The following is a 14,788-nucleotide window of genomic DNA, read 5'->3' as shown; positions in this document are numbered from 1 at the left end:
CGCTTGCGTTCAGTGGCCGCGGTCGCGGCCGCTGCTGACCTCTTCGGGCACGGCTTCCTTGGCCATGCGCTTGCGAAACAATGCAGCCCTGGCCAACAGCAGGGTAGTCACCGGCACGGTGATCGACAGCAGGATCGGAATCAGCCAGGCATGCAGCACCGGGCCTTCCTTGAGCCAGGAAAAGTAGATGATCGACGCCAGGGCCACGCACCAGGCGCCGATGGTCGACGCCAGGGCGGGTGGGTGCATGCGCTGGAAGTAGTCCTTCAGGCGCAGCAGGCCGATGGCGCCGATCAGCGCGAACAGGCTGCCCATCAGCAGCAGCGCAGCGGTGACCAGTTCCAGCCAGAAGGGCAGCATCAGGGCCTCGGTCATTCGATCACCTCCCCACGCAGCAGGAACTTGGCCAGGGCGAACGAGCCGACGAAGCCGAACAGCGCGATCAGCAGGGCGCCTTCGAAATAGGTGTCACTGGCGTAGCGAATGCCCAGCACCAGCATCATCAGCATGGCCAGGATGTACAGGTAGTCCAGCGCCAGAACCCGGTCCTGGGCAGAGGGGCCGCGGAACAGCCGCACCAGTGCCAGGCCCATGGCCAAGGTGAAGATGAACAGGCTGGCGAGGACTGCGTTGGCGAGCAGGCCTGTCATTGGAAGATCTCCATCAGCGGGCGTTCGTAGGTGTGCTTGAAATGCTCGATGAAAGCCGCCTCGTCGTCCAGGTCGAATACATGCAGCAGCAGGATGCTGCGGTCCAGGGCCAGCTCCGACCACACCGTGCCGGGTACCACCGTGGTGATCATCGACAGTGCCGCGAGGCCATGGGTGTCACGCAGGTCGAGCGGGATGTGCACGAAGGCAGAGCGCGGCGGCTTGCGGCCGGCGCGCAGCACGCCAATGGCCACTTGCAGGTTGGAGTGGATGACATCCAGGCCGACCCGGCCGATCAGCCGGGCAATCACCAGGGGCCGACGCACCTGGGCGTGTTGCGGGCGCAGCGGCGCCATCAGCAGGGGCGCCAGCACGCCCAGCGCGGCGCCCAGCAACAGGTTGCCCGGGCTGACGGACAGGTTGAGCAGCAGCCACAGCACGAACAATGCGGCCGATAACAGCGGTGCGGGGAACAGTTTGCTCATGGCTGCACCTGTACGTCGAGGGTGGTCGGGCCTGGCAATGGCCGCGCGGCCATCACCGCCTGGATGTAGGCCTCGGGCGTTTGCAGGCTGGCCGCGGTGTCCTGGGTGTAGCGCAGCAGCGGTTCGGCCCGCACGCTGAGGATGATGCACAGGCCGAGCAAGATCACGATTGGCAGGCATTCGTAGCGCCGCAACACCGGCGAGGGGCGCTCCTCGGGTTTCCAGAAGCGCTGGATGCCCACCCGGCCAAAGGCGATCAGCGAGGCCAGGCCCGAGAGAATCAGCAAGCTGACCAGCACCCAGCCAGTGACGGGCAGCGGCTGCTCCGTCGGTACGCCCAACCCTTGCGGGTTGAACAGTGCGCTGATCAGGTTGAGCTTGCCGACGAAGCCTGACAGTGGCGGCATGCCGATGATCAGCAGGGCGCAGGCGATGAAGCTCAGGCCCAGGAACGCCATGGTCCAGGGAATGATCTGCCCGACCACCACTTTCTGCTCGTCGTCCAGGTTGCTGCCCTTGGGCGGGTGCAGCGATTCGAGTGGCGGCGGGATGGCGTCCTCTTCGTCTTCGAGCGGCGCTTCGTTGGCCGAGCGCGAGCGCTCGACCAGCTCGGCCAGGAGGAAGAGTGCGCACAGCGCCAGGGTCGAGTTGACCAGGTAGAACAAGGCTGCGCCGGTCAGGGCCGACTGGGCGAAGCCAACAGCCCCCAGCAGGGTGCCTGCCGACACCAGGATGCTCAAGGCCGCCATGCGCTCCAGGCGTTGTGCGGCGAGGATCGACACGGCGGCCACGGCCAGGGTCGTCAGGCCGCCGTACACCAGCCACTGGCTGCCAAAGTGCGCCGAAGCCCCGGCCTGGCCTGAGAACAGCAAGGTCCACAGGCGCAGCACGGCATACAGGCCAACCTTGGTCATGATGGCGAACAGCGCCGCCACTGGTGCGCTGGCCGAGGCATAGGCCGGCACCAGCCAGAAGTTCAGTGGCCAGATGCCGGCCTTGGCCAGGAAAGCCATGGCCAAAATGGCCGCGCCGGCGTGCAACAGGCCGCGGTCGGCTTCCGGCACCAGGGGAATCTTTAGGGCCAGGTCGGCCATGTTCAGGGTGCCGGTAACGCCATACAGCATCGCGGCGCCTACCAGGAACAGCGACGAGGCGAACAGGTTGATGGCGATGTAATGCAGCCCGGCGCGCACCCGTGCCCGGCCCGAGCCGTGCAGCAGCAGGCCATAGGAGGCGGCCAGCAGCACTTCGAAAAACACGAACAGGTTGAACAGGTCGGCGGTGAGGAAGGCGCCGTACAGGCCCATGAGCTGGATCTGGAACAGCGCGTGGAAGCTGGCCCCGGCACTATCCCAGCGGGCGCGGGCGAACAGCAGGGCGCACAGGCCGATGACCCCGGTCAGGGTCAGCAGCAGGGCTGACAGGTGGTCCACCACCAGCACGATGCCGAACGGCGCGGGCCAGTTGCCGGGCAGGTAGACGCCGATGGATTCCGCCTGGCCCTGGGTGCGCACCCACAGCAGCAGGGTGACGGCGATGGCAAGGCCCGCGGCGGTCGACAGCAGGTTCAGGCGTGCCTTGACCTTTCGGTGCTTTTCACCCAGCAACAGCATCAGCGCCGCGGTGAGCAGCGGCAGCAGGATGGGGGCGACGATCAGTTGGCTCAGGCCCGTCATTCGTCACGCTCCCGGCCGTCGACGTGGTCGGTACCGGTCAGGCCGCGCGAGGCCAGCAGCACCACCAGAAACAGCGCGGTCATGGCGAAGCTGATGACGATGGCAGTCAGTACCAGCGCCTGGGGCAGCGGGTCGGTGTAGTGCAGCAGGTCCTGGGTGACGCCGTCCTTGATGATCGGCTCCTTGCCGATGAACAGGCTGCCCATGCTGAAAATGAACAGGTTGACCCCATAGGACAGCAGGCACAGGCCCATGATCACCTGGTAGGTTCGCGGGCGCAGGATCAGCCACACGCCCGATGCGGCCAGTACGCCGATGGCGACTGCAATGACTTCTTCCATCAGGCGGCTCCTGCTTGGCTGGTTTTCGCCGGGTTGCCCGGGCGGTAGGCGCGCACCGACTGGTGCGCCAGGGCGGTCAGGATCAGCAGGGTCGAGCCAACCACCACGGTGTACACGCCGATGTCGAAGAACAGCGCGCTGGCCACGTGCACGTCACCCAGCAGTGGCAGGTGCAGGTGGGCGGTATGGGTGGTGAGGAACGGGTAGCCGAACAGCATGGCGCCGACCCCGGTCAGGGTTGCGCAGAACAGCCCGGTGCCCATCCAGCGCAGCGGGCGCAGGCTCATTTGCGCCTCGACCCACTGGGTGCCGGCCACCATGTACTGCAGGATAAACGCCACCGACATCACCAGCCCGGCAACAAAGCCGCCGCCCGGTTGGTTGTGGCCGCGCATGAACAGGTACATCGACACCAGCAAGGCAATCGGCAGTAGCAGGCGCACCAGCACCGCTGGCACCATCATGAAGCCCAGCGCGGTATCGGCGGCGTGCCGGGGGTTGATCAGGTCGGTGACCACATCGGGTGCGAGCTGACGCTGCTGGGCAGGCAGCTGCATGCTCTCCTTCGGAGGGCGGAAGCGCCGCAGCAGGGCGAACACGGTCAGGGCCACGGCCACCAGCACGGTGATCTCGCCGAGGGTGTCGAAGCCGCGGAAGTCCACCAGCATCACGTTGACCACATTGGTGCCGCCGCCTTGCGGCAGGGCCCGGCTGAGGTAGAACGAGGAGATGTCGTTGGGGGTCGGCCGGGTCAGCATGGCGTAGGACAGCAGCGCCATGCCGCCGCCCACCAGCACCGCCAGCAGCAGGTCGCGCAGGCGCCGGGCACGGGCGCGGTCCAGGCTGCCGGGCAATGGCGATACGCCTTCGATCCGCCGGGGCAGCCAGCGCAGGCCGAGCAGGATCAGCACCGTGGTGACCACCTCGACCACCAGTTGGGTCAGGGCCAGGTCCGGTGCGGAGAACCAGACGAAGGTGATGCAGGTCATCAGGCCGCACACGCCCACCATGATCAGTGCTGCCAGGCGGTGGTACTTGGCCTGGTAGGCGGCGCCGATGGCGCAGGCGATGGCGATCAGCCACAGCGCGACGAACACCCCGGAGCCCGGAATTTTCGGCCGCTCGCCCCAGCTCAGGCCGCTGTAGAGCATGGGGATCAGGCCGGCAAGGAAGGCTGCCAGCACCAGCATGAACAACTGCGACTGCAGGCGGCGCGAGGTCAGCAGGCGCTCGATGCGCCGGGCCAGCAGCATCAGCCGAACCTGGCCGTGCTCGAACAGGCGCTTGCCGTTGAAGCGCTCGATCACCGGCGGATAGGGGAAGCGGCCCAGGCGCAGCTGCTTGCGCAGCAGCAGGTAGAGGACGGTGCCGCCGCTCATGGCCACCAGGCTCATGATCAGCGGGGCATTCCAGCCGTGCCAGATGGCCAGGCTGTATTCCGGCAGGGTACCCCCCACCACCGGCAGGGCGGCGGCGGCCAGCAGCGGGCCGACCGACTGGGCCGGGAAGATGCCTACCACCAGGCAGGTCAGTACCAGCAACTCGACCGGCGCGCGCATCCAGCGGGGCGGCTCGTGGGGCGTGTGCGGCAGGTCCTGGGCGGGTGGCCCGAAGAACACGTCGACGGTAAAGCGCAGGGCATACACCACGCTGAAGGTGCCCGCGAGGGTGGCGATCACCGGCAGCGCAGCCTCGACCCAGGCGGTGGAGGAAATGAACACGGTTTCGGCGAAGAACATTTCCTTGGACAGGAAGCCGTTCATCAACGGCACGCCGGCCATCGAAGCACTGGCCACCATGGCCAGGGTCGCGGTGTAGGGCACCAGGCGAATCAAGCCGCTGAGGCGGCGGATGTCACGGGTGCCGCTTTCATGGTCGATGATGCCGGCGGCCATGAACAGCGAGGCCTTGAAGGTGGCGTGGTTGAGGATGTGGAACACCGCGGCCACGGCGGCCAGTGGGCTGTTCAGGCCCAGCAGCAGGGTGATCAGGCCCAGGTGGCTGATGGTGGAGTAGGCCAGCAGGCCCTTGAGGTCGTTCTGGAACATCGCTGCGAAGGCGCCCAGCAGCAGGGTGAGGGCGCCGGCGCCGCCGACGATCCAGAACCATTCCTCGCTGCCTGACAGCACTGGCCACAGCCGCGCCAGCAGGAACACCCCGGCCTTGACCATGGTCGCCGAGTGCAGGTACGCCGATACCGGGGTGGGCGCTGCCATGGCATGGGGCAGCCAGAACTGGAAGGGGAACTGAGCGCTCTTGCTCAGTGCGCCGATCAGAATCAGCGGCAGCAGCACGGGGTACAGGGCGTGCTGGCGGATGGTTTCGCCGGCGGCGAGCACCTTGTCCAGGTCGTAGCTGCCGACCACATGGCCCAGCAGCAGGGCGCCGACCAGCAGGCACAGGCCACCGGCGCCGGTGACCATCAGCGCCATGTAGGCGCCGCGGCGGGCGTCGGCGCGGTGGTGCCAGTAGCCGATCAGCAGGAACGAGAACAGGCTGGTCAGTTCCCAGAAGAACACCAGCTGGATCAGGTTGCCGGATATCACCAGGCCGAGCATGGCGCCCATGAACGCCAGGAAGAAGGCAAAGAAGCGCGGCACAGGGTCCTGGGGGGACATGTAGTAGCGGGCATACAGCGACACCAGGGTGCCGATGCCCAGTACCAGCAGCGAGAACAGCCAGGCGAAGCCGTCCATGCGCAGGACCAGGTTCAGGCCCAGGCTTGGCAGCCAGAGGAATTCTTCCCGAATGACGCCGCCATCGGCCACCTGTGGGTACAGCAGTGCTACCTGGACGGTGCCGACCAGGGCCACCAGCCCGGCAAGGATGGACTCCGAGTTGCGGGCATTGTGCGGCAGCACGGCTGCCAGGCAACTGCCGAGGAACGGCAGAAGCAGTAGCACTATCAATAACATAGCGTTCTATTCTGGAAAGGTATGCAAGGATCATACGTGCCGGGCCGTTGATCACCAACACGCAAGCTGTCGCAGAATCCTACAAAAGCGCTGTGACAAGCTGTTTTTTTATAACAGTTTTTTACAGAGCATAGCCGGTGTCGGGCGCTTTACAGGCCGGCTTCACGTTCGCAGGGTGCTTGCGCCTGGACGGCCTCGTCGCTTTCGCGGTTGCGCCGCACCTTGAGTTCGCTGACCACCACGGCCACCACGATCAGCAGCCCGCCCAGCAAGGCAACGCCCGGCAGGCGCTCGCCGGCGATGCGCCCGACGATGCCGGCCCATACCGGTTCGCCGGCGTAGATGAGGGTGGCGCGGGTGGGCGAAACCGACTTCTGTGCCCAGTTCATCGCCACCTGGATGACCGCGCTCATGGCGCCCAGGCCCAGCGCGCTGAGCACCAGCAGCCAGGAGAAGTCCGGCAGGCGTTCCTGGGTGGGCACGATCATCAAAAAGGCCAGCAACGAGGCCGTGGCCAGTTGCACCACGGTGACCCGGCGTACATCGACGCTGCCGGCGTAGCGGCTGATCAGGATGATCTCGGCAGCAATCGCCACCGCGCTGACCAGCGTGACCAGTTCCCCTTCGCTGAAATGCAAGGCGCCGCCTTCGGGGCCGGCCAGCAGCATCAGGCCGGTGAAGGCCAGGCAGATACCCAGGCTGGGCATCAACCCGGGGCGCCGGCCCAGCACCAGCCACTGCAGCAGTGGCACGAACGGCACATACAGGGCGGTGATGAACGCCGACTGGCTGCTGCTGATGGTTTGCAGGCCCATGGTCTGCAAGCCATAGCCGAGCATGATCGACACGCCAATCAGCACGCCGGCCTTGAGTTCGGTGAAGGTCAGCCCCGGCAGCGAGCGCGCCGAAACCAGGCCGACGAACAGGGCCGCAGCGGCAAACCGCAGGCCGACGAAGAACATCGGGCCGCTCACCGTCATCACGTTGTGCACCAACAGGAACGTGCCGCCCCACAGCATGGTGATGAACACCAGCACCATTTCGGCCTTGCTCAGGCGCAAGCTGACGGAGGTTTTAGCGGGGACGGCGGGCTGGCTCATGGTCTTGCTCATTGGAAAGGGGCAGCGCACAATCGCCGCAAATTGGGCAGTATACTGCGCAACCTGTGGAAGTGAGCAATATAGTGCACAAAGATTCAACGCACCGTGCATCGGTGCTGCAGCATGTCAGCCTCAATGTCCGAAGCCTGCGCAACGCGGCGGGCATGAGCCAGAGCGCCCTGGCCGAGCGCTCCGGGGTGAGCCGGCGGATGCTGGTAGCCATCGAGGCAGGCGAGAAGAACGTCAGCCTGACCACCCTTGACCTGATCGCCGAAGCCCTTGGGGTGGCGTTCAGCCAGTTGATTCAGGCGCCTGACCAGCGTGACCCGGGGCGCATCAACGAACTGGCGTGGGCTGGGGAGCATGCCCAGAGCAAGGCCGTGCTGTTGGCCAGTAGCAGCGCCCGGCGTGAGGTGGAGATCTGGGAATGGACCCTGGCGCCAGGCGAACATTACGCCAGCGAAGCCGATGCCGAGGGCTGGAGCGAGCAGATCTACGTGTGCGAGGGCCAGCTTACGTTGATCATCGAAGGCGTCGAGCATTGCCTGCTGGGTGGGCAGTTCCATGTCTTTCCCAGCGATTGTCGTTATGCCTACCGCAACGACGGCGGTAGGCCGGTGCGCTTTGTGCGCAATGTGGTGATCTGATTTTGCCCTGAAGGGCTTCCGGGGGGGCGCGCGCAGGCCTCGTAGGAGCGAGCAAAGCTCGCGAAAAGGCCCTCAAGGCAAATGCGGCCCAGGCCCCGATTCGGCCAGGTGATCCTGGCGATTGCGCAGCGGGCATTCTTTCAGCGACATGCAACCACAGCCGATGCAGCCATCGAGTTGGTCGCGCAGCCGGATCATCTCGTCGATTCGCCGGTTCAGGTCTTCCCGCCAGCCCGCCGACAAGCGCTGCCAGTCTTCGGCGCTTGGCGTGTGGTCGATGGGCAACGCGGCCAGGGCCGTGGCGATCTCGGCCAGGGGAATGCCCAAGCGCTGGGCCATCTTCACCACGGCCACCCGGCGCAGCATCGCCCGCGGGTAGCGGCGCTGGTTGCCGCCATTGCGGGTGCTCTGGATCAGCCCTTTGGTTTCATAGAAATGCAGCGCGGTCACGGCCACGCCGCTGCGCGCGGCCAACTGGCCGACACTGAGCAGCTTTTCCTGGGAAGCGGGTGTTGAGGTGCGCATGGGAAAAAACACTTGACCTTGAGTTAACTGGAGGTTTTACCCTGCCAGCCATTGCCTAGCAAGCGCCTTGAACAAGGAGACTGCCCATGTCGGCCATCCCGCCAACGCTGTGGTTCACCCAGATGATCGAATATGAAGTGCCGAGCTCGCGCCAGGCGGCGCTGGCCCAGGCGTTGGTTACCCGAAGCGAGGAGCTGGCGGCACGTTGTCAGGGCTTGCAAGGGGTCAGCATCCAGGCCAGTGACGACGGCAGCCGGGTATTGCAGTATTTGCAATGGCAGTCGCGCCAGGCCTGGGCCGCAGCGGCGGATTGCTTTGGCGAGGCGCCATTCTTCGACCTGTTGAGCCAGCACCAGGCGCGCAGTGCCAACTTCACCGCCTATCAGGCCTTGCGCAGCCTGGTACGCGGCAGCGATGGCGCCTTGCAGTGCCAGGTGGGAGGCATTCAGGCGTACCACGGAGCGTAGTGCGGGTAGCGGTCCAGGCGCGCGCCGATCACCATTTCGCTGATCCAGGCGGCGAGGATCGTGCTGTAGGCTTTCTGGCTCTGCTCGCTGGACAGGGCATGGTCGGCGCCATCGACGATGCGGTGGGTCAGGGAGTGAGCGCCGACGAACGCCGAGCGGTAGCTCATCAGCGTGGTGTGCGGCACATAATCGTCCTGTTCCGACTCCACCAGCAGCACATCGCCGAGGAATTCTGCGCAGGCGGCCAGCGCGCGGTTGTCGGCTGGGCCCAGCAGGCGCCGCCGGTAATCGTTCAGGCGCTGGCGGTCGAGGGCCTGCTTGGGCAGTGTCCATTCATCGTCCCAGTACATCGCCGGCACCCGCAGGGCCAGCCACTTCACCGGCCGCTGCAGGGTCAGCAAGGTTGCCAGGTAGCCGCCATAGCTGCTGCCGATCAGGGCAATGGCGCTGCTGTCCACGGCGGGGTGACTGACCAGGCGGTCGTAGGCGGCCAGCAGGTCCTTGAGGTTGTCTTCGCGGGTGACGCTCAGGCGTTGGCTCTCGGTCTTTTCGTGGCCGCGCAGGTCGAAGGTCATGCACACGCAACCCAGGCCGGTGATGTGCCGCGCACGGGCCAGGTCGCGCTGCTGGCTGCCGCCCCAGCCGTGAACGAAGAGGATGCCGGGCATCTTGCTGCCAGGGCTGACCAGGGTGCCGGCGATGCGGTCGTTGTCCACCTGCAGTTCAACGGTTTCACTCTGAATGCTCATGCTGGCGAATCCGTGCGTATTTGCTGAGTTGTCCGAGTTCACGGTCGTTTCCTTGATAGAAGAGGGTGGCGTCGGGCGGCAGTTGCGTACTGCCGAAGACTTCGTGGGTGGAGGCCACGACCCGCTGCAGTGCAGGGTCGTCGGCGAATGCCTGCAGGGCCAGCAGCTCGGCGCTGCTGGCACCACCCATGCGCCAGGACTGTTCGAGCACGCCACTGCGCAGGTGCCCCTGGGGGTTGCTGCCACGGGCGATGTCGTAGTTGCGCCGGGAGGCGATGAAACCGGGGAAGTGTCGTTCGGCGGCGTGTTCGTAGGCCATGGCCTGGTTGATCGCCAGGCGCAGGTGGTCTTCCAGGGGCAGCTGCAGCAGGGCCTGGTAATCACCGCGCACCACCACCAGCTCGGAGCCGCCGTACACTTCACAGCCCTGATGGTCGCGGGTCAGCTGCTGGGTGCCGTGATAGCTGCAGGTAAGGCCGGCGACCCGCACCTGGCCCACGCTGAAGGTCTGCACTTCGCTCAGGTCTTCTTCCAGCACCAGGCCCCAGCGCGCCAGCTCCGAGCCATCCATGGCGGCCAGCAATGGCTCCAGCGCAGCGAGCGTGTCGATGACCTGCTGGCCGCGCCCGGCGCTGGCCCGTACCGGCTTGACTCGCAGCGGGCCATCGCGCAGCAGCAACTGTGCGGCGCGACGGGCATCGGCCTTGCTGAAGATGGTGTAGCCGCACAGCAGCGCATCGCTGGCTTGGCGTGCGAACGCATCGGTCCAGCCAGGGGGAAAACTGGCATCGGCGGGTAACGGGTGGGAGATGGCCTTGGTGGCCATGTACGGCTGGCTGACCAGGCCACCGAACAGGTCGTCTTCACTGACAATACCCAGTGCGGCGTAGCGCTGTGGGTCGATCAGGGTTTCGCTGGGCAGGTAATAGCAGTGCCTACCCGCGGTGGCCGGCACCTCGGTGAGCACGGTATCGCAGCCCAACAGCCCGGCCAGCCCGTCGGCAAGCTTCAGGTGCACCTGGTGTTCGTGTTCTGGGGTGTGCTCGCGGGTATCGAGCAGCACCAGGGCCGTTTTCGGCCCGTTGTGGGCACTGGGCATGGGGCGTGCCTGTGTGCAATGAATGTACTGGTTGTGAAGCCCCGGTTGGCGGGAAGTTCAGCCGCGCATGATCGGTGGTTGCCTGTGGTTGTAGGAAGCGTCTGTTTTGCCGGTGGCGTGTTGGGCAGAGGATGCCGTGGGTCGGTCGCGGTGATTGCGGCGTCGAGGTGGCTGTTCCATTATCCTCAGTCTGGATCAACCACGATGTCCGCAGGAGTGCGCATGAACGTTCAGACCACCATCGAGCAACACGTGCCGGAGCGCCTGGCGCGGGTGCGCGCGGTCATGGCCAGGGAGGGCGTCGATGCCTTGCTGGTGCCCTCGGCCGACCCCCACCTGTCCGAGTACCTGCCGGGGTATTGGCAAGGGCGGCGCTGGTTGTCCGGGTTCGATGGCTCGGTCGGCACCCTGGTTGTGACGGCGGGCTTTGCCGGTGTGTGGGTGGACAGCCGTTACTGGGAGCAGGCCGAGCGCGAGCTGGCCGGCAGTGGTATCGAGCTGATGAAGCTGCTGCCCGGCAAGCCGGGGGCGCTGGAGTGGCTGGGCGACAACGTGCCGGCCCAGGGCGCGGTCGCGGTGGATGGCGCGGTCATGGCGCTGGCCTCGGCCCGCCAGCTGGAAGAGCGTCTGCGCGCACGCGATGTGCGGTTGCTTAGCGATCGGGACCTGCTGGCCGAAGTGTGGGAGGGGCGGCCGGCGTTGCCGGGTAACGCGGTTTACCAGCACCTGCCGCCTTACGCCACGGTCAGCCGCCAGGAAAAACTTGGCCAGCTGCGCCAGGCCATGGCCGAGAAAGGGGCGCACTGGCACTTTATCGCGACCCTGGACGACATCGCCTGGTTGTTCAACCTGCGCGGTAGCGACGTGTCCTACAACCCGGTGTTCGTTTCCTTCGCCTTGATCGGTGAGCGCCAGGCGACGTTGTTCGTGGAGGCAGACAAGGTCGACGCGCCGCTGCGGCGCATCCTCGAAGCCGACGGGGTTCAGGTACGCGCCTACAGCGAGATCCACGCGGCATTGGCCGCACTGCCGGCGAGCAGTCGCGTGCTGCTGGACCCGGCCCGGGTGACCTGTGGCCTGGTGAAGCACCTGAATGCGGATGTGCAGTTGGTTGAAGGGCTCAACCCAACCACCTTGAGCAAGTCACGCAAGGGGGACGCTGAGTTGCAGCATATTCGCCAGGTCATGGCGCAGGATGGTGCGGCGTTGTGCGAATTCTTCGCCTGGTTCGAGGCCCATCAGGGCCGCGAAGTGCTCACCGAGCTGACTGTGGATGAACAGCTCAGCGCCGCCCGAGCCCGGCGCCCGGGCTTCGTTTCATTGAGTTTCTCGACCATTGCCGCCTTCAACGCCAATGGCGCGATGCCGCATTACCGCGCCACCGAGCAATCCCATGCGCGGATCGAGGGCGATGGCCTGTTGCTGATCGACTCGGGCGGGCAGTACCTGGGTGGCACCACCGATATCACCCGCATGGTGCCTATCGGCACGCCAAGCCTTGCCCAGAAGCAGGACTGCACCCGTGTGCTCAAGGGCATGATCGCCTTGTCCCGTGCCAGCTTCCCGCGAGGGATTCTTTCGCCCCTGCTCGATGCCATCGCGCGGGCGCCGATCTGGGCCGACCAGGTCGACTATGGGCACGGTACTGGCCATGGCGTGGGTTATTTCATGAATGTGCACGAGGGGCCGCAGGTGATCGCCTACCAGGCGGCGACCACGCCGCAGACCGCGATGCAGGCGGGCATGATCAGTTCCATTGAGCCGGGTACCTATCGCCCTGGCGCCTGGGGCGTGCGGATCGAGAACCTGGTGGTCAATCGCGAGCGGGGCAAGAGCGAATTTGGTGACTTCCTGGCCTTCGAGACGCTGACGCTGTGCCCGATCGACACGCGCTGCCTGCTGCCTGAGCGGCTAACTGCAGAGGAACGGGAGTGGCTGAACGGCTACCACGCCACGGTGCGTGAACGCCTGGCGCCCTTGCTGCAGGGTGAGGCGCTGGCCTGGCTGCAGGCGCGCACGGCTACCGTGTGAGGGCAGGCGGGGCGTGAACGGAAAAGGGCAGCCAGCTGCTGCCCTTTTCATTTATTTGCAGATGACGATCATGCTGCGGCTGGTGTAGCCCGCCGGGTTGATACCAAACAGGTAGTCCCCCGGTTCTTCGTCGGCGTCGCCGGAGCGGGCGATGACTTTGTAGCCGCGTGAGCTGCAGGCAGATTCTGCCTTGCTGTAGCACTTGTCCCATGACGAGGAGAGGCCGGAGCAATTGATATGCATGCCCTTCTTCCCCCGCTTGACTTCAGTCTTGGCCGTTGCGGCGCATCCAGCAATGGCCAGGATTGCCAGGATGAGCAAAATACGTTTCATGCCTGTCCTTAATTGCAGGGCCGCTCGGTTGTCGGGCCCTGTCGTTATCGCTTCGGTTCTTCCTGAAGGTTCCCCAGCTTCCGTGTTTGCATCAGTAGATAGCGTAAAGATTATGATTTTGTGACAGCTTAATCAGCCAGGCAGGCTGGGACAATGGTTAATACCGTCTCAAATGCAAATATTTCTCAAATCAGTCCGCGGCAACCGGCGGGTTCGCTTCCCTGCGCATGGACAGGGTGGCGCCAACTGAAGCCGTGATGATGGCAAGGATGGCCAGCCATTGGGTGGAGCTCAGTACCTCACCCAGGAACAGCAGCCCGGACAGCGCGCCGATGGCCGGCTCGATGCTCATCAGGGTGCCGAAGGTACGTGCAGGCATGCGGGTCAGGGCGACCATCTCCAGGCTGTAGGGCAGGGCGGTGGACAACAGGGCGACTGCCAGCGCCACGGGAATGACTGCCGGTGTAAGCAGTGCGCTGCCGGCATGCACGATGCCGATGGGGGCGACAAAAATGGCGGCGACCACTACACCGAGCGCCGCACTCTGAATGCCGTGCTCGGCGCCGGCGCGTTGGCCAAAGAGGATGTACAGCGCCCAGCACACGCCGGCGCCCAGGGCATAGACCGCCCCCTGCAGGTCGAGCGGTTGGCCGCCATGGCCGACGGGCAGCAGCAACAGCAGGCCGGCGACTGCCAGGGCAATCCAGAGGAAGTCCAGGGCGCGACGCGAGGCGAACAGTGCCACTGCCAGGGGGCCGGTGAATTCCAGCGCCACGGCGATGCCCAGGGGTGTGGTTTGCAGTGACATATAGAAGAGGAAGTTCATGCCGCCCAGGGACATGCCGTAGATGACCACATTGCGCAGGGTGTTGGCGGTCATGCGCACCCGCCAAGGGCGCAGGATGAGCAGCATGATGATGCTGGCGAAGATCAGGCGCAGGGTGGTGGTGCCTTGCGCGCCGATGATGGGAAACATGCTTTTGGCCAGTGAGGCGCCGGACTGGATGGAGGCCATGGCGATGAGCAGCAGGCCGATGGGAAAGAGCGTGGCGGCCAGGCTGCGGGGCTGGGTGTTCATTTCTGCGCGGCTATCCTTGGGGGGGGGCGGGGGTGTGCAATGTAGTGCGCAATTGCTGGGGTGGGGTGCAAGGGTGGTTTTCTAGGTGCCTGCCTTTTATAGGTGCCTGCCTTTATAGATGTGGCGCCTGTGAGATCGAGCGCCGCCCGCGCGGCGCTTCGCGAGCTTTGCTCGCTCCTACGTTTGTTTCGGGCCAGTGTTCATGTGGCCACCGCGCGGCCCCTTGTTTGTACGCCGCGATATCCAGGCATGCGCCAAGGGGTTCGCGCGCCAATCCCCCAGGCCCCACTGGCCCGAAACAAACGTAGGAGCGAGCGCAGCTCGCGAAGCGCCGCGCGGGCGGCGCTCGATCTCCCAGGCGCTGTACGTGTTGTGGCGGGCACCTACCAGCCGTAACACGGTCTTCCTCCCCTATATTTCAATTTCTTGAAATTAAAGGTTGACGCCCCTCCGAATCCCCTTATAATGCGCCCCACTTCCAGCGACATCGAAACAACAAACTCCTTGAAATTCAACGAGTTAGCTTGTTAAGAGGTCACTGAAAGGGCTTCGGTCGAAAGATCGTTAGCGGTTGAGATGAGTGTTGACAGCGTTTCAAAACGCTGTATGATTCGCCTCCCGCTACGAGAGATCGCAGCGAGTCAAGTGTTTGAAGCTAAACGAGTTTCTCGCAAAAAACTTCAAAATAAACG

General features: G+C 65.1%; 15 protein-coding genes. 3 read left to right on the top strand and 12 right to left on the bottom strand.

Annotation, left to right across the window (positions count from 1 at the left end; translation table 11 throughout):
* Nucleotides 1-9: 9 nt before the first annotated feature.
* From F3J44_RS12355 to F3J44_RS12325, 7 genes are all read right to left on the bottom strand, one after another.
* On the bottom strand, nt 10-375 hold the full coding sequence (locus F3J44_RS12355) for a Na+/H+ antiporter subunit G (RefSeq protein ID WP_167272724.1): 366 nt from the start codon (nt 373-375) through the stop codon (nt 10-12).
* Nucleotides 372-650, bottom strand: coding sequence for a K+/H+ antiporter subunit F (locus F3J44_RS12350; protein ID WP_167067341.1), 279 nt, complete (start codon nt 648-650; stop codon nt 372-374). Before F3J44_RS12350 ends, F3J44_RS12355 begins: the two co-directional genes overlap by 4 nt.
* Entirely contained in the window at nt 647-1,135 is a 489-nt protein-coding gene (locus F3J44_RS12345) for a Na+/H+ antiporter subunit E (RefSeq protein WP_167272721.1), read from the bottom strand. The genes F3J44_RS12350 and F3J44_RS12345 overlap by 4 nt, the downstream gene beginning before the upstream one ends.
* On the bottom strand, nt 1,132-2,811 hold the full coding sequence (locus F3J44_RS12340; RefSeq protein ID WP_167272719.1) for a monovalent cation/H+ antiporter subunit D: 1,680 nt from the start codon (nt 2,809-2,811) through the stop codon (nt 1,132-1,134). The genes F3J44_RS12345 and F3J44_RS12340 overlap by 4 nt, the downstream gene beginning before the upstream one ends.
* Nucleotides 2,808-3,152, bottom strand: coding sequence for a Na+/H+ antiporter subunit C (locus F3J44_RS12335; protein ID WP_003250128.1), 345 nt, complete (start codon nt 3,150-3,152; stop codon nt 2,808-2,810). Before F3J44_RS12335 ends, F3J44_RS12340 begins: the two co-directional genes overlap by 4 nt.
* Nucleotides 3,152-6,055 carry a monovalent cation/H+ antiporter subunit A gene (locus tag F3J44_RS12330; protein ID WP_370526737.1) on the bottom strand — a complete coding sequence of 968 codons (2,904 nt, stop codon included), beginning with the start codon at nt 6,053-6,055 and terminating at the stop codon, nt 3,152-3,154. The genes F3J44_RS12335 and F3J44_RS12330 overlap by 1 nt, the downstream gene beginning before the upstream one ends.
* A gap of 161 nt (nt 6,056-6,216) precedes the next feature.
* Nucleotides 6,217-7,167 (bottom strand): DMT family transporter, encoded by a 951-nt coding sequence (locus F3J44_RS12325; protein WP_167067358.1) that lies wholly within the window; start codon nt 7,165-7,167, stop codon nt 6,217-6,219.
* An 83-nt stretch (nt 7,168-7,250) separates the two neighbouring features.
* On the opposite strand from F3J44_RS12325, the gene F3J44_RS12320 reads away from it, so the two are divergent.
* Nucleotides 7,251-7,814 (top strand): XRE family transcriptional regulator, encoded by a 564-nt coding sequence (locus F3J44_RS12320; protein WP_167272714.1) that lies wholly within the window; start codon nt 7,251-7,253, stop codon nt 7,812-7,814.
* Between the two features lie 72 nt (nt 7,815-7,886).
* Here the strand turns inward: F3J44_RS12320 and soxR are convergent, their stop codons facing one another.
* Complete coding sequence (gene soxR, locus F3J44_RS12315; RefSeq protein WP_167272711.1) at nt 7,887-8,339, bottom strand: redox-sensitive transcriptional activator SoxR; 453 nt, start codon at nt 8,337-8,339, stop codon at nt 7,887-7,889.
* Between the two features lie 86 nt (nt 8,340-8,425).
* Here soxR and F3J44_RS12310 point away from each other — a divergent pair, with 86 nt between their 5' ends.
* Nucleotides 8,426-8,806, top strand: a complete 381-nt coding sequence (locus F3J44_RS12310; protein WP_167272708.1) for an antibiotic biosynthesis monooxygenase — start codon at nt 8,426-8,428, stop codon at nt 8,804-8,806.
* On the opposite strand, the gene F3J44_RS12305 is transcribed toward F3J44_RS12310, so the two are convergent.
* Nucleotides 8,785-9,555 carry a S9 family peptidase gene (locus F3J44_RS12305; RefSeq protein WP_167067375.1) on the bottom strand — a complete coding sequence of 257 codons (771 nt, stop codon included), beginning with the start codon at nt 9,553-9,555 and terminating at the stop codon, nt 8,785-8,787. The genes F3J44_RS12310 and F3J44_RS12305 overlap by 22 nt on opposite strands.
* Complete coding sequence (locus F3J44_RS12300; RefSeq protein ID WP_167272706.1) at nt 9,539-10,654, bottom strand: DUF3182 family protein; 1,116 nt, start codon at nt 10,652-10,654, stop codon at nt 9,539-9,541. Before F3J44_RS12300 ends, F3J44_RS12305 begins: the two co-directional genes overlap by 17 nt.
* A 222-nt stretch (nt 10,655-10,876) precedes the next feature.
* On the opposite strand from F3J44_RS12300, the gene F3J44_RS12295 reads away from it, so the two are divergent.
* Nucleotides 10,877-12,685 carry an aminopeptidase P family protein gene (locus F3J44_RS12295; RefSeq protein WP_167272703.1) on the top strand — a complete coding sequence of 603 codons (1,809 nt, stop codon included), beginning with the start codon at nt 10,877-10,879 and terminating at the stop codon, nt 12,683-12,685.
* Between the two features lie 51 nt (nt 12,686-12,736).
* Here the strand turns inward: F3J44_RS12295 and F3J44_RS12290 are convergent, their stop codons facing one another.
* Both F3J44_RS12290 and rhtA read right to left on the bottom strand, forming a co-directional pair.
* Nucleotides 12,737-13,018, bottom strand: coding sequence for a hypothetical protein (locus F3J44_RS12290; RefSeq protein ID WP_167067384.1), 282 nt, complete (start codon nt 13,016-13,018; stop codon nt 12,737-12,739).
* A 190-nt stretch (nt 13,019-13,208) separates the two neighbouring features.
* A complete protein-coding gene (rhtA, locus tag F3J44_RS12285) occupies nt 13,209-14,096 on the bottom strand; it encodes a threonine/homoserine exporter RhtA (RefSeq protein ID WP_167067387.1) in 888 nt (295 codons plus the stop codon).
* Nucleotides 14,097-14,788 lie beyond the last annotated feature (692 nt).

Source organism: Pantoea sp. Tr-811, from assembly GCF_011752535.1.
Classification (GTDB): Bacteria; Pseudomonadota; Gammaproteobacteria; order Pseudomonadales; family Pseudomonadaceae; genus Aquipseudomonas.
Note: the sequence above shows the minus strand (reverse complement) of the source record. Positions and strands in the feature narration are given on the sequence as shown.